General features: G+C 73.8%; 21 protein-coding genes. 11 read left to right on the top strand and 10 right to left on the bottom strand.

From position 1 onward, the window contains the following. Nucleotides 1-159: 159 nt before the first annotated feature. Entirely contained in the window at nt 160-381 is a 222-nt protein-coding gene (locus tag ACFCZF_RS20010; RefSeq protein WP_375925078.1) for a hypothetical protein, read from the bottom strand. A 34-nt stretch (nt 382-415) separates the two neighbouring features. Continuing rightward, nucleotides 416-1654: an anion permease gene (locus tag ACFCZF_RS20015; protein ID WP_375925076.1), complete on the bottom strand. Its 1239-nt coding sequence runs from the start codon at nt 1652-1654 to the stop codon at nt 416-418. 224 nt (nt 1655-1878) lie between these two features. Here ACFCZF_RS20015 and ACFCZF_RS20020 point away from each other — a divergent pair, with 224 nt between their 5' ends. From ACFCZF_RS20020 to ACFCZF_RS20030, 3 genes are all read left to right on the top strand, one after another. Then, nucleotides 1879-2562: a class II aldolase/adducin family protein gene (locus ACFCZF_RS20020; protein ID WP_376672776.1), complete on the top strand. Its 684-nt coding sequence runs from the start codon at nt 1879-1881 to the stop codon at nt 2560-2562. An 852-nt stretch (nt 2563-3414) separates the two neighbouring features. Continuing rightward, a complete protein-coding gene (locus ACFCZF_RS20025) occupies nt 3415-4542 on the top strand; it encodes an alpha/beta hydrolase (protein WP_376672777.1) in 1128 nt (375 codons plus the stop codon). 169 nt (nt 4543-4711) lie between these two features. Then, nucleotides 4712-6142: a hypothetical protein gene (locus ACFCZF_RS20030; protein WP_376672778.1), complete on the top strand. Its 1431-nt coding sequence runs from the start codon at nt 4712-4714 to the stop codon at nt 6140-6142. A gap of 468 nt (nt 6143-6610) precedes the next feature. On the opposite strand, the gene ACFCZF_RS20035 is transcribed toward ACFCZF_RS20030, so the two are convergent. Further along, a complete protein-coding gene (locus tag ACFCZF_RS20035; protein WP_376672779.1) occupies nt 6611-7024 on the bottom strand; it encodes a VOC family protein in 414 nt (137 codons plus the stop codon). A gap of 297 nt (nt 7025-7321) precedes the next feature. Between ACFCZF_RS20035 and ACFCZF_RS20040 the strand changes: the two genes are divergently transcribed. The 3 genes from ACFCZF_RS20040 to ACFCZF_RS20050 all read left to right on the top strand — a co-directional run bounded on the left by ACFCZF_RS20040 (nt 7322) and on the right by ACFCZF_RS20050 (nt 10438). Then, nucleotides 7322-8920, top strand: coding sequence for an ABC-F family ATP-binding cassette domain-containing protein (locus ACFCZF_RS20040; protein WP_376672780.1), 1599 nt, complete (start codon nt 7322-7324; stop codon nt 8918-8920). Nucleotides 8921-9254: 334 nt separating this feature from the next. Continuing rightward, nucleotides 9255-9476 (top strand): helix-turn-helix domain-containing protein, encoded by a 222-nt coding sequence (locus ACFCZF_RS20045; RefSeq protein ID WP_003976983.1) that lies wholly within the window; start codon nt 9255-9257, stop codon nt 9474-9476. Between the two features lie 158 nt (nt 9477-9634). Next, nucleotides 9635-10438, top strand: coding sequence for an enoyl-CoA hydratase/isomerase family protein (locus ACFCZF_RS20050; protein ID WP_376672781.1), 804 nt, complete (start codon nt 9635-9637; stop codon nt 10436-10438). Between the two features lie 101 nt (nt 10439-10539). Here ACFCZF_RS20050 and ACFCZF_RS20055 read toward each other — a convergent pair whose 3' ends face one another. Beyond that, the gene (locus tag ACFCZF_RS20055) at nt 10540-11292 is read right to left on the bottom strand and encodes a nucleopolyhedrovirus P10 family protein (RefSeq protein WP_376672782.1); all 753 of its coding nucleotides are present in this window, start codon (nt 11290-11292) and stop codon (nt 10540-10542) included. 87 nt (nt 11293-11379) lie between these two features. On the opposite strand from ACFCZF_RS20055, the gene ACFCZF_RS20060 reads away from it, so the two are divergent. Genes ACFCZF_RS20060 through amaP form a run of 5 tightly spaced genes read left to right on the top strand, consistent with a single transcriptional unit; the run spans nt 11380 to nt 13713 of the window. Beyond that, nucleotides 11380-11847, top strand: coding sequence for an Asp23/Gls24 family envelope stress response protein (locus tag ACFCZF_RS20060; RefSeq protein WP_376672783.1), 468 nt, complete (start codon nt 11380-11382; stop codon nt 11845-11847). Between the two features lie 51 nt (nt 11848-11898). Then, nucleotides 11899-12084, top strand: a complete 186-nt coding sequence (locus tag ACFCZF_RS20065; RefSeq protein ID WP_019329346.1) for a hypothetical protein — start codon at nt 11899-11901, stop codon at nt 12082-12084. Beyond that, nucleotides 12081-12464 (top strand): hypothetical protein, encoded by a 384-nt coding sequence (locus ACFCZF_RS20070; protein WP_375922503.1) that lies wholly within the window; start codon nt 12081-12083, stop codon nt 12462-12464. Before ACFCZF_RS20065 ends, ACFCZF_RS20070 begins: the two co-directional genes overlap by 4 nt. Beyond that, nucleotides 12461-13129, top strand: a complete 669-nt coding sequence (locus ACFCZF_RS20075) for a DUF6286 domain-containing protein (protein ID WP_376672784.1) — start codon at nt 12461-12463, stop codon at nt 13127-13129. The genes ACFCZF_RS20070 and ACFCZF_RS20075 overlap by 4 nt, the downstream gene beginning before the upstream one ends. 5 nt (nt 13130-13134) lie before the next feature. Beyond that, nucleotides 13135-13713 carry an alkaline shock response membrane anchor protein AmaP gene (amaP, locus tag ACFCZF_RS20080; protein ID WP_376672785.1) on the top strand — a complete coding sequence of 193 codons (579 nt, stop codon included), beginning with the start codon at nt 13135-13137 and terminating at the stop codon, nt 13711-13713. Between the two features lie 433 nt (nt 13714-14146). On the opposite strand, the gene ACFCZF_RS20085 is transcribed toward amaP, so the two are convergent. The 6 genes from ACFCZF_RS20085 to ACFCZF_RS20110 all read right to left on the bottom strand — a co-directional run bounded on the left by ACFCZF_RS20085 (nt 14147) and on the right by ACFCZF_RS20110 (nt 20374). Continuing rightward, complete coding sequence (locus ACFCZF_RS20085) at nt 14147-14902, bottom strand: SDR family oxidoreductase (RefSeq protein ID WP_376672786.1); 756 nt, start codon at nt 14900-14902, stop codon at nt 14147-14149. A gap of 4 nt (nt 14903-14906) precedes the next feature. Continuing rightward, nucleotides 14907-16694, bottom strand: a complete 1788-nt coding sequence (locus ACFCZF_RS20090) for a glycoside hydrolase family 15 protein (RefSeq protein WP_376672787.1) — start codon at nt 16692-16694, stop codon at nt 14907-14909. Between the two features lie 99 nt (nt 16695-16793). Continuing rightward, complete coding sequence (locus ACFCZF_RS20095; protein ID WP_376672788.1) at nt 16794-17585, bottom strand: SURF1 family protein; 792 nt, start codon at nt 17583-17585, stop codon at nt 16794-16796. 203 nt (nt 17586-17788) lie between these two features. After that, entirely contained in the window at nt 17789-18022 is a 234-nt protein-coding gene (locus ACFCZF_RS20100; protein WP_375922520.1) for a hypothetical protein, read from the bottom strand. A gap of 106 nt (nt 18023-18128) precedes the next feature. After that, nucleotides 18129-19115 carry a DEDDh family exonuclease gene (locus ACFCZF_RS20105; protein ID WP_376672789.1) on the bottom strand — a complete coding sequence of 329 codons (987 nt, stop codon included), beginning with the start codon at nt 19113-19115 and terminating at the stop codon, nt 18129-18131. 251 nt (nt 19116-19366) lie between these two features. Beyond that, a complete protein-coding gene (locus ACFCZF_RS20110) occupies nt 19367-20374 on the bottom strand; it encodes a CopD family protein (protein WP_376672790.1) in 1008 nt (335 codons plus the stop codon). Nucleotides 20375-20705: the final 331 nt, after the last annotated feature.

Genomic DNA, 20705 nt, shown 5'->3' on the forward strand with positions numbered 1-20705 from the left:
TCGGGGAGGTGGGGGGTGGGGGGGGGGGGGGGGGGGGGGAAAACCCCAATAGGGGGGGGGGGGGGGGAGAAAAAAAAGGGGGGGGGGGGGGGGGTGTTTTTTTTCCCCCCCCCCCCCCCGCCTCACAAGGGGATGCGCGCGGTGCCTGCGCGTGGTCGCTCAGGCGACGATCAGGTAGATGCCGTACGCCACCGCCGCCGCGCAGGCCGCGAAGCAGGCGTACGCGCCGGTGACCGCGAGGGCCGCGGAGCCGCCCTGGTCGGCCGCCCGCTCCTGGCGGGAGAGGCCGACGATGCCGAGGGTGAACAGGCCCACCAGGGCCACGGTGGCCACGAGGCTGACCCCGAAGACGGAGCCGAGAGCTGCCCAGTCGATGCTCATGGAGGTTCGCTTTCCTTCGTACCCGGGCGCGGGTTCAGACGGAGGTGGTGGCCGAGGGGGCCTTGGAGTCGGACGCGGACCCCGGGGTGCCGGCCGCGGCCAGGTCCTCGGTCACGCCCGCCGGGGGCGGGGACACGGCGGCCATCGCCGTGGTCACCACACCGGCCTGCTCGGGCTCGTCCACGACGTTGGTGTGGTCGACGACCTCGCGCCGGGAGAGCTTCCAGATGGCGGCGCTGGAGGCGACCAGGAAGACCGCGACGAGCGCGGTGCCCCAGTCACCCAGGCCGCAGACCCACTCGGCGATCGCGGCGACCAGGGCCGCGGCCGGCAGGGTCAGACCCCAGGCGACGAACATCCGGGTGGCCGTGGACCAGCGCACCACGCCGCCCTTGCGGCCGAGGCCCGCGCCCATCACCGCGCCGGAGACCGAGTGCGTGGTGGAGAGGGAGAAGCCGAGGTGGGAGGAGGCCAGGATGACCGTCGCGGCGCTGGTCTGGGCGGCGAAGCCCTGCTGCGGCTGAAGGTCGGTCAGGCCCTTGCCCATGGTGCGGATGATGCGCCAGCCGCCGAGGTAGGTGCCGAGCGCGATGGCGATGCCCGCGGAGAGGATGACCCACATGGGCGGGTCGGAGTCGGGGGCGAGCGAGCCACCGGCGACCAGGGCGAGGGTGATGATGCCCATCGTCTTCTGGGCGTCGTTGGTGCCGTGGGCCAGCGAGACCAGCCCGGCGGAGGCGATCTGCCCGGCGCGGTAGCCCTTGGCGGCGGCCTTGCCGTCGGCCTTGCGGCCGAGCTTGTACGTCAGCCGTGCGCCGAGCAGTGCCGCGAGGCCCGCGACGAGCGGGGCGGCGATCGCCGGGATGAGCACCTTGGTGACGAGCGCGTCGCCGTTGACCGCGCCGACGCCCGCCGAAGCGACCGCGGCACCGATCAGGCCGCCCATGAGGGCGTGCGAAGAGCTGGACGGGAGCCCGACCAGCCAGGTCAGCAGGTTCCAGAGGATCGCGCCGACGAGGGCGGCGAAGATGACCTCGGGACGGATGCCGGTCTCGTCGACGAGACCCTTGGAGATCGTGTTGGCGACCTCCACCGAGAGGAAGGCGCCGACAAGGTTGAGGACGGCGGACATCGCCACCGCCACCTTGGGCTTGAGCGCACCGGTCGAAATGGTCGTTGCCATCGCGTTCGCGGTGTCGTGGAAACCGTTCGTGAAATCGAACGCGAGTGCGGTTACCACCACAATCGCGAGGATCAGCGAGAAGCTTTCCATTTACCCAGGCAATCGTTCGAGGTCATTGGCTGGACGAACGTAGGTAACCAGAGTGAACGGAAGATGAACTGGACAGGGCGTCACGGTGACCGGAACCGGCGCCACCGCCTCCCTCTGTGTGCCCGGCCCGATGCTCTCCGGAGACGTGCCTGGCAGGATCGCCGCGAGGCCGGTCGACGGTGGGACGTGAAGGGCGCGCAAGTGCCCGTGGGGAGACGGTGACTGTGACGTATTCGCGGGTCGGAGCGGTGGGCGCGGACGAGGAACGGGCCAGGGCGGCAGCCTGGGAGGCCCTCGTCGCGACAGCCCGTCGAACGGTGGCGGACGGCCTGGTCGTCGGCACCTCCGGCAACGTCTCGGTGCGTGTGGGCGACACGGTGCTTGTCACCCCTTCGGGTGTGCCGTACGACCGTCTGGCCCCGGCCGACGCGACCGGCGTCGACCTCGACGGCCGGCAGGTGCTCGGCACGCTCGTCCCCACCAGCGAACTGCCCATGCACCTCGCCGTGTACCGCGCCACCGACGCCCGGGCCGTCGTCCACACCCACGCCGTGCACGCGACGGCGGTCTCGCTCCTCGTCCCCGAACTCCCGCCGGTCCACTACATGACCGCAGCCCTCGGCGGCCCCGTCCGGGTCGCCCCCTACGCGGCCTACGGCACGGACGAACTGGCCCGCCACATGCTCGACGCCCTCACCGACCGCACCGGCTGCCTCCTCCGGAACCACGGCACGATCACCTACGGCACCTCCCTCGACCAGGCCTACGACCGCACGGCCCAACTGGAGTGGATGTGCCACCTCTGGCTGACGGCCTCCTCGGTACCGGGCCGCACACCGTCACTGCTGACGGACGACCAGCTGACGGAGGTGACGGAACGGCTCCGGGGGTACGGGCAAAGCGGCTGAGCACGGCTCGCCGCCGGGCCGAGGAGACCCACTCAGCCGCGGCCACCTGCGGCCGACCGCCGACGCTTCCGGGTGCGGGGTGCGGGGTGCGGGGTGCGGGGTGCGGGGTGCGGGGTGCGGGGTGCGGGATGCGGGGTGCGGCCGCGGGGCGCGAGTCCGGGACGCCGGCGCCCGGACGCCCGGCGCCCCGGGCCCTCTGTGTGCCGCGTGGCTGACGGGCTTGTCGGCGGAGCCTGCCGTGGCCGCGAGTTCGGGGCACCTGGCGACGCGACGGGCGTCCCGCGCCACCGGCGTCCCGCGCGACGGGCGTCCGGGGCCCTCTGCGTGCCGCGTGGCTGACGGGCTTGTCGGCGGAGCCTGCCGTGGCCGCGAGTTCGGGGCACCTGGCGCCTCGCGCGACGGGCGCCTCGTGCCAACCGGCGTCCCGCGCGACGGACGCCCGGCGCCCCTGCGTGCCGCGTGGCTGACGGGCCTGTCGGCGGAGCCCGCCGTCGCCGCAAGTTCCGGGCACCCGGCGCCTCGCGCACCCGGCGCCTCGTGCGACGGGCGTCCCGCGCAACCGGCGTCCCGCGCAACCGGCGCCTCGCGCAACCGGCGCCCCGCGCAACCGGCGCCCCACACGACGGGCGCCCCAGGCACCCGGCATCCCAACACCCGGCCGCGCGCCGCGCAGTACGTGCCCCTGTCGGCGGAACCCGTCGGCGGCGAAGCGCGTACCGCGCTGCTTCGGGGGTACCGGCAGCGGGACCGACTCATGGCTCCGGGCCCGACCGGGCGGCGGCCGGCGGGGGCTCGTCACTCCCCACCGCTCGCCCACTGGCCGCCCGCGGACTCCACCAGGAGACTGGCCCCATGCGCACTGTGACAGCAACGGCCGCCGCCGTCACCGCAGCCCTGGCGGCCGGTGCAGCGAGCGTCGCCGCCGGCCGGCTCGCCAGCGACGCCGGGCTCAAGGCGTCGCCCGGCCGGCCCCTGCCCACCGAACCCCGGCTCACCGTGCACGGCACCGCCGCCGGGCAGATCACCCTCACCCGGGATCTGGCCGCGCTGAGACCCGGCCGGTACGGCCTCGCCGGCGACGGCTCGCACGCGGTGGTCGGCCCGGTCCTCGGCACGGCCGAGCACGGCGCCGACACCGTCGTCCGCCGCCTCGAACGCGTCACGCACGGCACCCTCGCGGCCGGCGACCGGGCGTGGTTCACCCCGAACCTGTACGTCGGAAACCCGGGCACCGCCCTCGACCTGGAGTACGCCGACGTCGAGGTCCCCGGCGAACTCGGCCCCCTCCCGGCCTGGTTCCTGCCCGGCTCCCGCCCGACCTGGATCATCGCCGTGCACGGCCTGGGGGCCACCCGCGAACACGCCATGAACTTCATGGCCCCCCTGCGCCGCCGGCACGTCCCGGTGCTCGCCCTCGCCTACCGCGGCGACGTCGGCGCCCCGCCCTCGCCTGACGGCCTGCACCACTTCGGCGAGACCGAGTGGCGAGACCTGGACGCGGCCGTCCGCTACGCCCTCGACCACGGCGCCCGCCAGGTCGTCCTGCTCGGCTGGTCCACCGGCGCCACCATGGCCCTGCGCACGGCCGCGCTCTCCGGCGTACGCGAGCGCATCGCGGGGCTCGTGCTGGACTCCCCGGTACTCAGCTGGGAGGCCACCCTGCGCGCCCTGGCCACCGCCCGCCGCACCCCGGGCGCGCTCCTGCCGCTCGCCGTCCGCGCCGCCCAGGGCCGCGCCGGACTGCACGCCGACAGCGACGTCCACACCGCCGGCCTCCACCGCCCGGCGGTCCCGACCCTGATCTTCCACGGCCCCGACGACGTGGTGGCCCCGTGGCGGCTCTCCCGCCGCCTCGCCGACACCCACCCCCGCCTGGTCGCCCTCCACACGGTCAAGGACGCCCCGCACGGCGCCATGTGGAACGCAGACCCCGACGACTACGAGGAGACCCTGCGCCGCTTCATGACCCCACTGGTGTGACCCCACCACACGTCCGGCCCGCCGCACACCGCTCCGGTTCCGTTTAGCGCCGTACTACTGGCCTGTAACGATGCCCTGACGCCGTCCGGGACCCGCGCGTCCGCCGTCCCGAACGCCCGCCGGGGCATTCCGTTTGGGTTTTCGGACCGTCAACCGGAAGACTGCACCCGTGACGTCCCGTATCCCGCGCGACTCCAGGCTCCGACTCGTCCGCCCGCGACCCCTGGCCGCCGCCCCTCCAGCGATGAACCAGCGGCGTCCGCGCCGCGCCGCGCCGCGACCCCCGGAGGGCACACCGGCCCGGTCGGAGTTGGCCAGAATGGCGCGCTCCGGTCTGGCCGACGCGGCCCGCGTCGCCCGCTGGGCCGACACCGCCCTCGGCCCCGGCCGCGGCAGCGCGACCGCCGACGGCAAGGCCACCCTCTCCGACGCGACCGCCGGCCACGCCGCCCGGGAACTGGGCCTGACCCCGGCCGAAGTCCGCGCCGACTGGGACACCGCCCGACTCGCCGGACTGGTCGAGGTGCACGGCGGCAGCGCCCGCCCCGGCTGGCGGCTGCGCGCCTGGAACCGCGACGACAGTGCCGTACTGCGCGGCTGGGTCGCCCTCTTCGACGCCTGGTCGCTGGCCCACCCCGAGCCCGACGGTCAGGAGCCCGCCGCCGTCGCCGAGGTCATCTCCGCGATGCCCCAGGTGCTCTCCTTCCTCCAGCTGTCCGCCGGACCCGTCCCGGTGGCGCAGCTCCTGGACCTGCTGGAGCAGCGCGTCACCGAACTGCGCACCGAGCGCTGCGAAGTGCCCTACGGCCCCCGCCTCGAACCGGGAACGCCGCAGACCGCCACGGCCGCCGCACCGCTCCCGGACGCCGCCGCCGACACCCCGCTCGCCCCCCTCCTCGACTGGGCCCTGCACGCCCTCGCCTCCGTCGGCGCCCTCACCTGCGGCGACGGACACGCCACGCTCACTCCGCTCGGCAGCTGGGCGGTCTGGGTCAAGCTGGAGCAGATCTGCGTCGCCGCGCAGAGCCCCGCCGGCAACATCGAGCAGTCGGCGGAGGACATGCTCCGCGGCTGCGCCCAGCTCCGTCCGAACGCCGCCCGCGCCGAGTACCGCGCCTGGCTCGCCGCCCGCCCCGTCGGCAGCGCCGTCGCCGAGCTGCTCGGCGGCGCCCGGGGTGAGGACGCCCTGCTGCGCGGCCTCGCCTTCGAGGCGCTGCGCGTCGTCGGCGCCCCCGCCGAGCCCGATGTCCGCGCCGTCCTCGACGAGCCGACGCTGCGGCCGTACGCCCTGCTGTGGCTGGCCGAGCACGACGGTGCCGATCCCGAGGACGCCCACGAGGTCCTCACCCGCCAGGAGGCCACCTGGCTGTGGGTCGACACCGCGGCCGCCGTCGCCGACCACGGTGAGGCGCCGCTGCTCGTGCGGCACCTGGAGTCCGCGGTGCAGCCCACCGTCCCGGCCCTGCTGGACGAGGTCCGGGCCGTCGGCCACCCCCGCACTGTGCAGGTCCTGGTCGCCCTCGCCGCCGCCCACCCCGACCCGGCCCTGGCCAAGGCCGTGCGCAGGGCGGCCTTCCAGGTCCACACCGGGGGCAACTGACCACACCCGGCCACCCGAGACCGGGGCACCCCGCGCCCGCCCCTCCGGACCGTCCCGCCGCCCGTCCGGACCGCCCGGACTGTCCTGCCGCCCGTCCGGACCGCTCGGACTGTCCTGCCGCCCGTCCGGACCGCCCGGCCCGTCCCGCCGCCCGTCCGGACCGCTCGGACTGTCCTGCCGCCCGTCCGGACCGCCCGGCCCGTCCTGCCGCCCGCCCGGCCCCTCCGGCCCGTCCTGCCGCCCGTCCAGACCGTCATGCCGTCCGCCCGGACCACCCACGCGACGTGCCCGGCCGCGCACGACCGGCCACGCGCGACCGGGGGACGCTTCCGCTCGGGCGACGCGTACGCGGCGCATGGCTCCGGGAGCCTGGCGCGGCCGCTCACCGGCCTGTGAGGCCGCCCACACCGGACGCCGGAACACCACCTCACCCGCGGTGACCGGCCCCGCCGCGCGAACCGCCGGAGGCTACCCGCGGATCTCCGGCGCGTACGTCCCGAAGCTCCAGATGTTGCCCTCCAGGTCCCGGGCCATGTAGTCCCGCGAGCCGTAGTCCTGGTCCGTCGGGGGCATCAGGATCTCCGCGCCGTGTTCCACCGCCCGCCGGTGATGGGCGTCGACGTCCGTCACCACGACGTACACCCCCGTCGTACCGGCGTTCTTCATCGCCTCGTCGAAGCGGCTGCCCGTGCCCTTCGAGCCGAGCATGATCGCGCCGTTGCCCTGGGCCAGCTCGGCGTGGGCCACCGAGCCGTCCTCGCCCTCGTACACGGCCAGCTCCGTGAAGCCGAAGGCCTGGGTGAGCTGCCGGACCGCCGCCTTGGCGTCCGCGTACAGCAGCGTCGGGTAGACGCTCGGACGCCCGCCGTCGTTGCCTGCCATGCCGATCACTCCCTTGTGAGCCGGAAACGGAGCAGCGGATACCGCGAAGATCCCGTAAAGCCCGGAAAATCACGGAATCCAGCCTTGCCGCCCAGTCTCGCACCGCCCACTGACAACACCCCGGACCCGCGCTCCCGAACAGGTGAGCCCCGAACAAGGGGTCGCGGACACCTGATCCCGGGAAAAGTGGTTGCACGGCCCCGTTAGACTGGCCCCATGGCCATTCTCCTCGCGCATTAGACGGCGGGAAACGTCCTCAGCCGCCCATCCCGCCAACCACCCGCCTGGAGTCTGTCCGTGATCTCCGCCTCCGGCATCGAGCTGCGCGCCGGTGCCCGCGTCCTCATCGAAAGCGCCACCTTCCGCATCGCCAAGGGCGACCGCATCGGCCTGGTCGGCCGCAACGGCGCCGGCAAGACCACCCTCACCAAGGTCCTCGCCGGCGAGGGCCAGCCCGCCGCGGGCAACGTCACCCGCTCCGGCGAGGTCGGCTACCTCCCGCAGGACCCGCGCACCGGCGACCTCGACGTGCTCGCCCGCGACCGCGTCCTGTCCGCGCGCGGCCTCGACGTCCTGATCCGCAAGATGCGCGACAACGAACAGCGCATCGCGGGCGGCCAGGGCGCCACCCGCGAGAAGGCGCTCAGGCAGTACGAGCGCCAGGAGACGGAGTTCCTCACCAAGGGCGGATACGCCGCCGAGGCCGAGGCCGCCACCATCGCCGCCGCGCTCAACCTGCCCGACCGGGTGCTCGGTCAGCCCCTGCACACGCTCTCCGGCGGTCAGCGCCGCCGTATCGAGCTGGCCCGGATCCTGTTCTCGGACGCGGACACCCTGCTGCTCGACGAGCCGACCAACCACCTCGACGCCGACTCGATCATCTGGCTGCGCGACTACCTGAGGACCTACCGCGGCGGCTTCATCGTGATCTCCCACGACGTCGACCTGGTCGAGACGGTCGTCAACAAGGTGTTCTACCTGGACGCCAACCGCTCCCAGATCGACGTCTACAACATGGGCTGGCGGCTCTACCAGCAGCAGCGCGAGGCCGACGAGAAGCGCCGCAAGCGCGAGCGGCAGAACGCGGAGAAGAAGGCCTCCGCGCTGCATTCGCAGGCCGACAAGATGCGCGCCAAGGCCACCAAGACCGTCGCCGCGCAGAACATGGCCCGCCGCGCGGACAAGCTGCTGGCCGGCCTGGAGGCCGAGCGGAAGTCGGACAAGGTCGCCAAGCTCCGCTTCCCCGAGCCGGCGCCCTGCGGCAAGACCCCGCTGATGGCCGAGGGCCTGTCCAAGTCGTACGGCTCGCTGGAGATCTTCACCGACGTCGACCTGGCCATCGACAAGGGCTCCCGCGTCGTCATCCTCGGCCTCAACGGCGCCGGCAAGACCACCCTGCTCCGCCTCCTCGGCGGCGTCGAGAAGCCCGACACCGGCCAGGTGATCGAGGGCCACGGCCTCAAGCTCGGCTACTACGCGCAGGAGCACGAGACCCTCGACCCCGAGCGCACCGTCCTGGAGAACATGCGCTCCGCCAACCCCGACCTCGACCTCGTCGAGGTCCGCAAGACGCTGGGCTCGTTCCTGTTCTCCGGCGACGACGTCGACAAGCCGGCCGGCGTCCTGTCCGGCGGTGAGAAGACCCGCCTCGCCCTGGCCACCCTCGTGGTCTCCTCGGCGAACGTGCTGCTGCTCGACGAGCCGACCAACAACCTCGACCCGGCCAGCCGCGAGGAGATCCTCGGCGCGCTGCGCACCTACAAGGGCGCGGTCGTCCTGGTCACCCACGACGAGGGCGCCGTCGAGGCGCTCCAGCCGGAGCGGATCATTCTGCTTCCGGACGGCGTCGAGGACCTGTGGGGCGCCGACTACGCGGATCTCGTCGCCCTGGCTTGATCGAATGGATGATCCACTGGGTATGGATCATTCGGCCGATCCGTGATCCACCATCTGTGTGAGATCTCCTCATCACGAGGTGTGTCCTACATCGATTTCGCGGCCGGACCCCCAACGCCGGGGGTCCGGCCGCGACGCCTTTCTGACCTGGAACTTCGCGGAAAAACCCGTTCGGCGGTACGGACGTGATCCTCTGGAATCACGGATTCCGTATGTGGGGACTCGCTCCTGTCGTCACAACCTTGTCTCATCGACCTTGCCGAATGGGTGGCCATGAAGCCCTGGAGGGGTGATCATGAGGAGACCAGAGCGCACTTCCCATGAGGAGGACCGGGTGGCCGAGACTCTGAAGAAGGGCAGCCGGGTAACCGGCGCCGCGCGCGACAAGCTCGCGGCAGACCTGAAGAAGAAGTACGACGCCGGTGCGAGCATCCGGGCGTTGGCCGAGGAAACCGGCCGCTCGTATGGCTTTGTGCACCGCATGCTCAGCGAGTCGGGTGTCACGCTCCGAGGGCGTGGCGGGGCTACCCGGGGCAAAAAGGCCACATCGGCCTGATGCTCCGGGCGGCCCCTCGACTCCGAAAGTGAAGGTGGCCACCCGGCCGGTCGTTTGACCGTCCGGGTGGTTACTGTGCAGTCACTTAGCTCTGCCGTCGTACGGCGTTGCAGCTGGCGCACGGCGGGGACGACGACCGCACCTTTCGGAGGCACCCCATGGCTTCGCCCGCCCACGACCCCGCTCCCGTACTCGACAAGGACGGCGTGCGGCTCACCGTCGACGACGCGATCGCCACGGTGACGCTGACCAACCCGGACAAGCGCAACGCGCAGAGCCCAGCTCTGTGGCGGGCGCTCACCGAGGCCGGTCGGCTGCTGCCGGGCTCCGTCCGAGTCGTGGTGCTGCGGGCCGAGGGCAAGTCCTTCTCGGCCGGGCTCGACCGGCAGGCGTTCACCCCCGAGGGCTTCGACGGCGAACCGTCGTTCATCGACCTCGCGCGGGGCGGCGACGCCGAGCTGGACGCGACCATCACCGAGTACCAGGAGGCGTTCACCTGGTGGCGGCGCAGCGACATCCTGTCGGTCGCCGCCGTGCAGGGCCACGCCATCGGGGCCGGCTTCCAGCTCGCCCTCGCCTGTGACCTGCGGGTCGTCGCCGACGACGTGCAGTTCGCCATGCGCGAGACCAGCCTCGGTCTCGTGCCGGACCTGACGGGCACGCACCCCCTGGTGTCCCTGGTCGGCTACGCCCGCGCGCTGGAGATCTGCGCGACGGGCCGCTTCGTCATGGCCGAGGAGGCCGTGAACACCGGGCTGGCCAACCTCGCCGTACCCGCCGACCAGCTCGACGGTGCCGTGCACGACCTGGCATCGGCGGTCCTGGCCGCGCCGCGCGACGCGGTCATCGAGACCAAGGCGCTGCTCCAGGGCGCCCAGAGCCGGGACTACGAGGCTCAGCGCGCCGCCGAGCGGGCCGCGCAGGCACGCCGCCTGCGCGACCTCGCCGGGCTCGGGGAGTAGTCCGGGCGCCGCAGCCTGACTGGTCCGCACCGCCGCGACGATCCGTCGGGCACGGGTGGTCCGGCGAGGATCCCGGGGCGGGCCCGCTCAGCCGACCGCCGTCAGCCGACCGCCGTCACCAGCACCGCGACCGACGGGCGGTCCGCCAGGGCCTCCGTCACCGCCGCGCGGACCCGCCGGGCCACCTCCACGGCCCGGTGGTCCGCGTCCACCGCCAGCTCCACCCGGACATGGCGGCGCGGCAGGGAGGCCCGCTCGCCCGGCAGCTCCGTGACGTCCACCGGACGGCCCAGCGTCGCCGTCAGCCGGGCCACACCCGGCACCGCCAGCGCGGCGCCGGCCGCGCGGCCCGCGTCACCGTCGCCGGGGTGCACGGCCGGGGGACGCGGCGGCTCGTGACCAGGCGCCGGTTCCGGTTCCGGTTCCGGGTCCGGCTCCGTGGCCGCGTCCAGCAGGGCCGTCGCCCGCAGGTCCACGTCGGTCACCGTCAGACCGAGCCCCCGCGCCGCCGCCGTCAGCACGGCACGCAGACGGGCGGCCGTCGCAGGCAGCGGCTCGCCCGTCGCCGCGGCACCGACGACCGCCGCGAAGTCGGCCGTCACCCGTAGCGGGCCGGGCGGCAGGGCACTCGGCGGCGGCGGTACGGCCGGTTCGTGCGCGTCGTCCCGGCCGGCGGGCGCGATACGCAGGCCGCCCGGCCGTACGCCCGCCACGCCCCGGGCCGCGGCCAGCAGTACCTCCTGTGCCGCGTGTTCGGCGATCCACGCGCCGTCCCGCGGATCGCCCAGCGGCAGCAGCCTGCCGAGCCGCAACTGATCCCGCACCGTCCGCGCCCACCGGTCCGCCGTCGTCATTCCTTCAGCCTGCCGCATCCATGGCGCACGATCGCGCAACCGTGCTTACGGTGGTCAAAGACGGACGTACCGGAAGGGACTGCGGCGATGAGTGACTTGACGGAGAAGGAAACGACGGAGACCGGTGCACAGCGTGGGCAGGGCGCCCGGCGCGGTGGGGGAGCCCCCGCCGACCGCGGCCGCACCACCATCGCCGACGGCGTCGTGGAGAAGATCACCGGAATGGCGGCACGTGACGTCGCCGGTGTGCACGCCATGGGCAGCGGGATGTCCCGCACCTTCGGCGCCGTGCGCGACCGGGTGCCCGGCGGGACCAAGTCGGGTGTCTCGCGCGGGGTGAAGGCCGAGGTCGGCGAGAAGCAGACCGCGCTCGATCTGGAGATCGTCGTCGAGTACGGCGTGTCGATCTCGGACGTCGCCGCGGATGTGCGGGAGAACGTGGTGGCGGCGGTGGAGCGGATGACCGGCCTGGAGGTCGTCGAGGTCAACATCGCGGTGAGCGACGTGAAACTGCCCGACGAGGAGGACGAGGAGCCGGAGCCCCGGATCAAGTGACGCGGACGCTGAACGAAGGGTGGACTGAGCGGTGAACGAGGTGAGCGCACCATGAGCATGGCCGTGGTCGGCCTGATCGCCGGCATGGCGCTGGGATTCGCCGGGTACTTCGGCGGGTTCGGAGCCTTTCTGCTGGTGGCGGCCCTGGGAGCCGTCGGGTTCGTCGTCGGCCGCCTTCTGGAGGGGGACATGGACCTCGGTGACTTCTTCCGCAGCCGAGACGACCGGCGGCGGTGACCGGCGTGAGCGGTGGGGCCGGTGAGCTCCTCGAACCCCCGGCCGTCGTCCCGCCGGGCGAGCGCGGTGCCACGCGCATCGCCGACCGGGTGGTCGCCAAGGTCGCCGCGCAGGCGGCGCGCGAGGCGGTCGGCCCGCTCCACCCGGACGCCGAGCGCCCGCACGCCACCGTCGTCGTCCACCACGACACCGCCCACGTCCGGGTCCACCTGGAACTCGACTACCCGTGCGACATCGGCGCCCGCTGCGGGCGAGTGCGTCACCAAGTCGTCCAGCGGGTACGCGCGTTGGTGGGGATGGCGGTGCCGGAGGTCGCCGTACAGGTGGAGCGGCTGCACCTGGCGGCGGAGTACGGCGCGAGACAGGGGAGGACGCGATGAGCGAGCCCCAGGGCACCGAAGGCAGCACGCGGCGCCTGCCCGTCGTGGAGCCCGTCATGGAGAAGGAGACGGCAGCCGGCACCGGACCGCCGCCCGACCTCGCCCCCGACCCCGGCAGCGGGCCGTCCGGCCGCTTCTGGTCGGCCCGCCGCGTCCCCGCGGGCATCGTCGCGCTGCTGCTTCTGCTCGTCGCGGGCGCCTTCCTCTACGACGTCGTCGCCGTGCGCGCCGGCCGGTCAGCCCTCGGCTGGCGCCGCGAACTGGCCCGGCAACTCGCCGACCGGCCCCTCGACGACACGTGGGTCCTCGTCGGCGCGGGAGTCGCCGCGGCCCTCGGGCTCTGGCTGTTCGTCCTGGCCCTCACCCCCGGCCTGCGCAAGGTGCTCCCGATGCGGCGCACCCGTCCGGACGTACGCGCGGGGCTCCACCGGGACGCCGCCGCCACGGTGCTGCGCGACCGGGCCATGGAGGTCGCCGGGGTGCAGTCCGCGCGCGTCCGGATGCGCCGCCGGAAGGCCCGCGTGCGCGCGCTGTCGCACTTCCGCGAACTGGACGACGTACGGACCGACCTGGACGGCGCGCTCGACGACGCGGTGCGGGGGCTCGGGCTGGCCCGCCCGCCCGCCGTGTCGCTGCGGGTCGCGCGGCCGGGGCGAAAGGGGTGAGGGCGATGCTCAGGACCGTCGACCGTGTACTGCTCGGGCTTGTGGGCCTGATCCTGCTCGCCCTCGGCGGCTCGGTCCTCGCCGTCGGGTTCGGCGCCCCCGCGCCCTCCTGGTGGCTCCACCAGGGGCCGCACGACGTGCTGCTCGGCGAGGCCGAGCGGACGCGGTGGCGGGACGCCGCCTGGTGGTGGCCGGTCGTCATCGCCGCACTCGCCGTCCTGCTGCTGCTCGCCCTGTGGTGGCTGGTCGCGGTGGTGCGCCGCCGCCGGCTCACCGAGGTCCTCGTCGACACCGGGGACGGCGAGGGCGCTGTGCTGCGCGGCCGGGCCCTGGAAGCCGCCCTCGCCCAGGAGGCGGACCGGGTGGACGGGGTCGAACGGGCCAAGGTGCGTCTCACCGGCCGCCGCACCGCCCCGGCAACCCGCATCCGCCTGCTCCTGGCCCCCCACGTGGACCCCGGCACCGCCCTGCACGACCTCACCTCCCGTGCCCTGACCCACGCCCGCGCCTCGGCGAACCTGGATGACCTCCCGGCGGAGGTCCACCTCCGGGGCGTCAAACACGGCGCCGAGCGGGTCAACTGAGGTCAGCGCGGGCAGCCCGGGCACGGCCCTGTGAGCGGCCCTCGGCCCTCCCGACGACAACCGGCGTCCCGCGTGCACGGGGCATGCGGCGCCGGGCCAGGGGCGTGCACCCACCGCGCCGAGCGGGTGGGCCGGGCGCATGGGCGCGACGGGGGCACGGTCGACCGGGGACCCGCGCACGCGGGTGTCCGCTCCAGGCCACGGGTCGGGAAAACCGGGCGCCCAGCAGGGCCGGAGGACGCGCGGGCAGCGGGGAGACGGCCCCGGACGGGCCCCCGGCCGCTGACGAGCGTGGCCCGCGCCCGTATGAACATCCGCTGCCGGGCCAGGGGCGGGGCAGAACGACCCGCATGAGCGGGCCGGCCGACCCGTGCGCGGGCGGGGCGCATCGCGTCGGCTCCGCACAGCCCGGCCGGGCCCCGTGGGTCGGCGACTAGAACCCGTGCCGTACCCCGCCGTCCACCGGCAGCATCACGCCCGTCACGTACGACGCCGCCGGGGACAGCAGGAACGCCGCCGCGCGGCCGAACTCCTCCGGGGCGCCGTAGCGGCGCAGCGGGATGCGGGACTCGGCGGCCGCCCTGGTCGCCGCCGGGTCGGCGGACAGGCCGTCCAGCTCGCGCACCCGGTCGGTGTCGACGCGGCCCGGCAGCAGGCCGAGGACACGGATGCCGCGCGGACCCAGCTCGTCGGCGAGGGACTTCGCGAAGCCGGCCAGCCCCGGCCGCAGGCCGTTGGAGATGGTCAGGCCCGGGATCGGCTCGTGCACCGAGCCCGACAGCACGAAGCCGATGACACCGCCGCCCTCCAGCTCGGCCGCCGCCGTCCGGGCCAGCCGCACCGCGCCGAGGAACACCGACTCGAACGCCGCCTGCCACTGCTCGTCCGTGTTGTCGGCGACGAAGCCGGGCGGCGGCCCGCCCACACTGATCAGTACGCCGTCGAAGCGGCCGAAGCGCTCACGGGCGGTCGCGATCAGCCGGCCGGCGGCCCCCGGGTCGGCGTTGTCGGCGGCCACCCCCACCACGTCCGGGCCCAGCGCGGCAGCGGCGTCGGCGACGCTCTCCTCCTCCCGCCCCGTGACGACCACCTTCGCCCCGTCGGCGACCAGCTCGCGCGCGGCGGCGTTGCCCAGGCCCCGGGTCGCTCCCGTGACGACGTACACCCGGTCCTTCAGTCCAAGATCCATGGCCCTATCCTGCCCCCTCGTTCCCGAACAGGGCGAGGGCGGTGTTCACCAGGCCGATGTGACTGAACGCCTGCGGGAAGTTGCCGAGCTGGTGACCGGCCACCGGGTCGTACTCCTCGGCCAGCAGCCCCACGTCGTTGGCGAGCCCCACCAGCCGCTCGAACAGCTCCCGTGCCTCCTTCGCCCGGCCGGTCGCGTAGAGCGCGTCCGCGTACCAGAACGAGCACACCAGGAAGGTCCCCTCGCTGCCCGGCAACCCGTCGACGGGGTCCCCCTCGGTGCTGTAGCGGCGCACCAGGCCGTCCCGGGTCAGCTCCTCGCCGATCGCGTCCACCGTGCCGACGACCCGCGGGTCGTCCGGCGGCAGAAAGCCCACGCGCGGGATGAGCAGCAGCGCGGCGTCCAGCTCCCGCGAACCGTAGGACTGGGTGAAGGTGTTGCGCTCCGGGTCGTAGCCCTTCTCGCACACCTCGCGGTGCACCTCCTCGCGCAGCGCGCGCCAGCCGTCCGGGTCACCACCGCCCAGTTCGGGATGCTCCTCCAGCGTACGCACGGCCCGGTCCAGGGCCACCCACGTCATGACCTTCGAGTGCACGAACTGCCGACGCCCGCCGCGCACCTCCCACAGCCCCTCGTCGGGCTCGCGCCACGCCGTGGCCAGGAAGTCCATCAGGGCGCACTGCAGCTCCCACATCTGCGGCTGCGGGTGCATGCCCGCCAGCCGGGCCAGCGACAGCGAGTCCATGACCTCGCCGTACACGTCCAGCTGGAGCTGGTTCACCGCGTCGTTGCCGATCCGTACGGGGGTCGACTCGGCGAAGCCGGACAGCCACGGCAGCTCGAACTCGGGCAGCCGCCGCTCGCCCGCCAGCCCGTACATGATCTGCAGGTCGGCCGGGTTGCCCGCGACCGCGCGCAGCAGCCAGTCGCGCCAGGCCTCGGCCTCCTCCAGATATCCGGCCGACAGCAGGGCGCCCAGGGTGAGGGTGGAGTCGCGCAGCCAGCAGAAGCGGTAGTCCCAGTTGCGCACGCCGCCGGGCTCCTCGGGCAGCGAGGTGGTGGGAGCGGCCACGATGCCGCCGGTGGGCTTGTAGGTGAGCGCCTTCAGGGTGATCAGCGAACGGACGACGGCGTCCCGGTGCGGACCGTCGTAGCGGCAGCGCGCGGCCCAGGCCCGCCAGTCCTCGACACTGTGCTCCAGCGCGACGAACGGGTCGATCAGCGGCGGGCGGGACTCGTGCGAGGGGTGCCAGGTCAGGACGAACGCGACCTTCTCGCCCGCGGCGACCGTGAACTCCGCGTGCGTCCCGAAGTCCTGTCCCCAGCTGCGTACCTCGGGCTCGCTGCGCAGCCACGCCGCGTCCGGTCCGGCGACGGCCACCCGGTGCCCGTCGGCCCTGCGCATCCACGGGACGATCGAGCCGTAGTCGAAGCGCAACCTGAGCACGCTGTGCACGGTGACCTCGCCGCTCAGGCCCTCCACGACGCGTACGAGGTCGGGGGCGCGGTCGCGCTGGGGCATGAAGTCGGTGACGCGTACCGCGCCGTCCGCGGTCTCCCACTCGGTGTCCAGGACGAGGGTGTCCGGCCGGTAGGCGCGCCGCGTGCAGTGCTCGGCGCCCTTGGGGGCGATGCGCCAGTGACCGTTGTCCTCGTCGCCCAGAAGCTTGGCGAAGCAGGCGGCGGAGTCGAAGCGGGGCAGACAGAGCCAGTCCACGGAACCGTCCGTGCCGACCAGGGCCGCGGTCTGCTGGTCGCCGATGAGCGCGTAGTCCTCGATTTGGGGGTGCACGGGATTCCGTCTTCCCGGGCGGGGGCGGAGCAATCGGATCCGCCGCCGTGGTCACGCCGCCGCAGGCACGTCGGACGGCCCCGCGCCAACGGCCACCGGCTACACCGCCGCGGGCTCCGCCTCCGCGGTCTCCCGCTCGTCCTCCGTCGCCCGGTCCCGGGCCTCACGGCGGGCCAGGACCAGCCAGCCGACCGGGACACCCGCGGCGAACAGCCACCACTGGACGGCGTACGCCATGTGGTTGCCGATGCTGTCGTGGTCGGGCTCCGCGATCAGCTCGGGGGTGTCGCCCGAGGGCTTGGGCTCGGTCAGCTCGACGTAGCCGCCGAGGACCGGCTCGCCGAGGCGCTCGGCCTGCTGCTCGCTGTTGATCAGCATGACCTGGCGGTCGGGCAGCCCCTCGACGTTCTTGATACCGCTGCCCTCGGTCGTCTGGTCGGGCATCAGCCGGCCGGTGACGGTGATCTCGCCCTCCGGGGGCGCCGGGATCTCCGGGAAGGCGGTCTGACTCCCGCCGTTCGACGGGATCCAGCCCCGGTTGACGATCAGGACCTTGCCGTCGTCCAGGACGAACGGGGTCAGGACGTGGTAGCCGACCCGGTCGTCCGCGTTGGTGCGGCGACGGACGACGACCTCGTCGGCGCGGTCGAAGTGACCCTGCGCGGTCACCCTGCGGTAGCGGTGCTCGTCGTCGACCTCAGCTCCGGGCGAGGACATGGACTCGACCGGCACGGGCTCCGCCGCCAGGGAGCCGGCGATCTCGCCGTTCAGCTCGACCCTGCGCTCGTGGCGGTGCAGCTGCCAGAAGCCCAGCTCGATCATCGTCGGGATGAGCGCGAGGGCCACGAGGGTGAGGATCACCCACTGGCGGGACAACAGGAACCGGTACACGCATCGACGGTACCCTGGCCGGGATCGACCCTCGCGGGGAGGTCCCCGCGAGGGTCGTAACCCCGCATCGGCGGGGAGCACACGACCGATTTGTAGCGCCGTGGGGTACCGCGGGCCATCCCCGCGGGCGCGGGGAGCACGTTCGGCCTCAATGCCGAGGCGTGGGTTCAACGACGGCTTCGCCTGGCGGTCACGCGAAGCGCTCAGACCTTGTCGACGACCCCCACTCTCCCCTCGGCACGGGCGCAGTGGGCGCCGCAGTACCAGTGGCCCTCGACCTCGACGCCCTGGCCGATGATCTGCACCCGGCAGTGCTCGCAGATGGGCGCCATCCGGTGGATCGCGCAGGAGAAGCAGTCGAAGACGTGCACCGCTCCCTGGGCGTGGACCTCGAAGGTCATTCCGTAGTTGTTGCCGCAGACTTCACATGTCGCCATGCGCCACAGGGTGAGCCGTCTCCGCGACGCGGGCGAGCGGGCGCCGGGCGAGTCGCCCGGAATCACCCGTCCGTACGGCTCCCGTACGGCTCAGCTCCCGTACGGCTCAGCCGTCCGCGGGCTCGACGTCCGCGAGCAGCTGCCCGAACGCGGCCTCGTCCACCACAGGCGTCCCGTACTGGCGGGCCTTGACCACCTTCGACGTGCCCGAGTCCGGGTCGTTGGTGACCAGCAGGCTGGTCAGCCGGGACAGGCTGGTGGCGACGTGCAGCCCGGCCTCGGTCGCGCGGTCCTCCAGCAGGTCCCGCTCGACGGAGGTGTCACCCGAGAAGGCGACCCGCATGCCCTGCTTGAGGCATTTGCCTTCTTCGTAACGGCCCGGATTGGGGTAAGGACATGCGGGCCGCTTGCGGGAGGGGCGCCAACTGGTCGTCCGGTAGCCGCCGTAGCCCGCCTGCTGCCCGATCCGGGGCGCGGGCCGGTCCGACCACTCGGTCAGCGGTCGGCACTCGTGCAGCGGCAGCCGCACGCCGCCCGCCGCCGCGGCGAGCAGGCTCGGCCGGAACGCCTCCGCCAGCACCCGCGCGTCGTCCAGCGCGTGGTGCGCCCGCTGCTGTACGACGCCGAAGTGGGCGGCCAGCGACTCCAGCTTGTGATTGGGCAGCGGCAGGGCCAGTTCCTTGGAGAGCGCGATGGTGCACAGCCGTTGGCGCACCGGCGCCTCGCGCTTCGCGCGCGCGTACTCCCGGGCGATCATCTGCCAGTCGAAGACGGCGTTGTGCGCGACGAGCACCCGCCCGTCGAGCCGGGCCGCGAACTCCTCGGCGACGTCCGGGAAGAGCGGTGCTCCGCCGAGCACGTCGCTCGTCAGACCGTGTATCCACACCGGGCCGGGGTCCCGCTGCGGATTGACCAGGGTGTACCAGTGGTCCTCGACCTCGCCGCGGGCGTCCAGTCGGTAGACGGCCGCGGAGATGATGCGGTCGTCGCGGGCCAGGCCGGTGGTCTCCACGTCGACGACCGCGTACCCCTGCGGATACGCGGCCGGCCACGCCGTGGCGGACGGCGCTGCGGTCGTGCGGTCTTCGAGCATGGTCCATGAGGATACGGGCCGCGACTGACACCCCGGACCCGCAGGTGCCCCGCGGCGCCCGGCGAAACGGTCCCTCCGTCAAGTTCCGCGCACCGGGGGAGGGTTGCGGCGGCACGGTGCGAGGAGACGGGCGCGGAGCGTCGGTGCGGGGCGTGCGGCGCGCCGGGTGGCATCCTCCGCCGTGTGACGCGACCCACGCGCTACGAGGCCCGCGGCGGTGCCCTCGGCGCCCGGCTCGACCGGCTGCGGGATCACCACCGGATCGGTACCGGAAGGGCCGTCAGGAGGCCCGACACCGCGACCACCACACCCAGGGCGGCGACCTCCGCGCGCGCGGGCGAGCACGCGGCCAGCGGGTCGGTCGCGCGGCTCAGCCGGATCCTGGCCCACAGGGCGAGCGCGGCGACGGCGGCCACGAGGATCACCTTGGCGACCAGGACCCGCCCGTACGCCGTGTCCGTCAGCTGGTCCACGATCGTGCCCGGCGGCATCCGGCGCAGCGAACTGCACACCCCCGTCGCCGTGATGGCGGCGAGCAGAACGGCCGCCACGCGCGCGTAGAGACCCAGCAGCGCCGGACCCGCCTCGGCGCCCCGCCACTGCCGCAGCGTCCGCAGCGCGTACAGGAGACCGCCCACCCACAGCGAGGCGCACGTCAGATGGACGAGGGTCAGACCGGAGCCGAGCAGCGGGTTGTACTCGGTCGTGGGGTGGGCGCGCAGCGCCTCCGCGACGATCACGGCGGCCAGCGGCCAGACCTGAAGGCCGGGCCGGCGCGAGGTGGCGCACAGGCCGGCCGCGAGGAACCCGTTGACCTCCAGGAGCGCGAGCTTGCCGTCACGGGACTCGTAGAGGCCGCCGACGTCGATGTCGGCGACGCCGTCCGGCACCAGATTGCCCGTGGCCACGACCGACGCCAGACCCAGCGCGGCGACGAAACCGGCCGCGGCCGCGTACGGCGACCAGCTGCGGGGCCGCTCCTGGGGAGCGTCGGGGAGCGACCGGGTGAGCCGGTTCACGAAGAGTTCGCCGACCGGAACGCTCAGCGCGGCGAAGAGCACCGTACGCAGCAGGGCTATGCCGCCGGTGCCGGGTGCCTCGGCCTCCCCGGTGCCGTGCAGGGCGGGGGACGGGCCGAGGACGGGTATCAGCGCGGCCAGCACCACCAGCACGAGCACCGCCACGGTCCGGCCGGTACCGGCGGGCCGCGCGTGCCGTCCGGTGCCGGCGGTCCGGGACGGGGGTCTTGTCAAGGTCACCTTGAGATCTTCACCAGCTCCCCCAGATCCGGGCAAGTTCCGGAAAACAACTGGCGGTCCGGCATTCCGCACATGAGGACGTTTTCGGCCGCCGTACGGTTCGGGAAGGCCGGGGAAAGGGTGAGTAACACGTCACATCCACCGCGCGGCGTCCGCGAGCCCGGCCCGTCGCGCCCCCGGCACGGGCGCGGCCGGCGCACACGCGCCGACCCGGACCACCAGCGCGGGAGGCGGCCACTAGGGGGTGTCGTTTGGATCAGGTCGGCTCCAAGTGACGGCGCCTTGCAGCGGGGCCGAGCGGGGTCTGGTGCGTGCAGCTGCAAGGCGGAGG

Origin of the sequence: Streptomyces sp. NPDC056296, assembly GCF_042268605.1 — a bacterium.
Classification (GTDB): Bacteria; Actinomycetota; Actinomycetes; order Streptomycetales; family Streptomycetaceae; genus Streptomyces.

What these genes read in the sequence shown, in the direction of transcription:
- ACFCZF_RS20100 (WP_375922520.1), bottom strand. Translation starts at nt 18,022, where the DNA reads ATGGCGACATGTGAAGTCTGCGGCAACAACTACGGAATGACCTTCGAG.
- ACFCZF_RS20065 (WP_019329346.1), top strand. Translation starts at nt 11,899, where the DNA reads ATGAGCATGGCCGTGGTCGGCCTGATCGCCGGCATGGCGCTGGGATTC.
- ACFCZF_RS20085 (WP_376672786.1), bottom strand. Translation starts at nt 14,902, where the DNA reads ATGGATCTTGGACTGAAGGACCGGGTGTACGTCGTCACGGGAGCGACC.
- ACFCZF_RS20060 (WP_376672783.1), top strand. Translation starts at nt 11,380, where the DNA reads ATGAGTGACTTGACGGAGAAGGAAACGACGGAGACCGGTGCACAGCGT.
- ACFCZF_RS20035 (WP_376672779.1), bottom strand. Translation starts at nt 7,024, where the DNA reads ATGGCAGGCAACGACGGCGGGCGTCCGAGCGTCTACCCGACGCTGCTG.
- ACFCZF_RS20050 (WP_376672781.1), top strand. Translation starts at nt 9,635, where the DNA reads ATGGCTTCGCCCGCCCACGACCCCGCTCCCGTACTCGACAAGGACGGC.
- ACFCZF_RS20055 (WP_376672782.1), bottom strand. Translation starts at nt 11,292, where the DNA reads ATGACGACGGCGGACCGGTGGGCGCGGACGGTGCGGGATCAGTTGCGG.
- ACFCZF_RS20015 (WP_375925076.1), bottom strand. Translation starts at nt 1,654, where the DNA reads ATGGAAAGCTTCTCGCTGATCCTCGCGATTGTGGTGGTAACCGCACTC.
- ACFCZF_RS20075 (WP_376672784.1), top strand. Translation starts at nt 12,461, where the DNA reads ATGAGCGAGCCCCAGGGCACCGAAGGCAGCACGCGGCGCCTGCCCGTC.
- ACFCZF_RS20010 (WP_375925078.1), bottom strand. Translation starts at nt 381, where the DNA reads ATGAGCATCGACTGGGCAGCTCTCGGCTCCGTCTTCGGGGTCAGCCTC.
- ACFCZF_RS20105 (WP_376672789.1), bottom strand. Translation starts at nt 19,115, where the DNA reads ATGCTCGAAGACCGCACGACCGCAGCGCCGTCCGCCACGGCGTGGCCG.
- ACFCZF_RS20025 (WP_376672777.1), top strand. Translation starts at nt 3,415, where the DNA reads ATGCGCACTGTGACAGCAACGGCCGCCGCCGTCACCGCAGCCCTGGCG.
- amaP (WP_376672785.1), top strand. Translation starts at nt 13,135, where the DNA reads ATGCTCAGGACCGTCGACCGTGTACTGCTCGGGCTTGTGGGCCTGATC.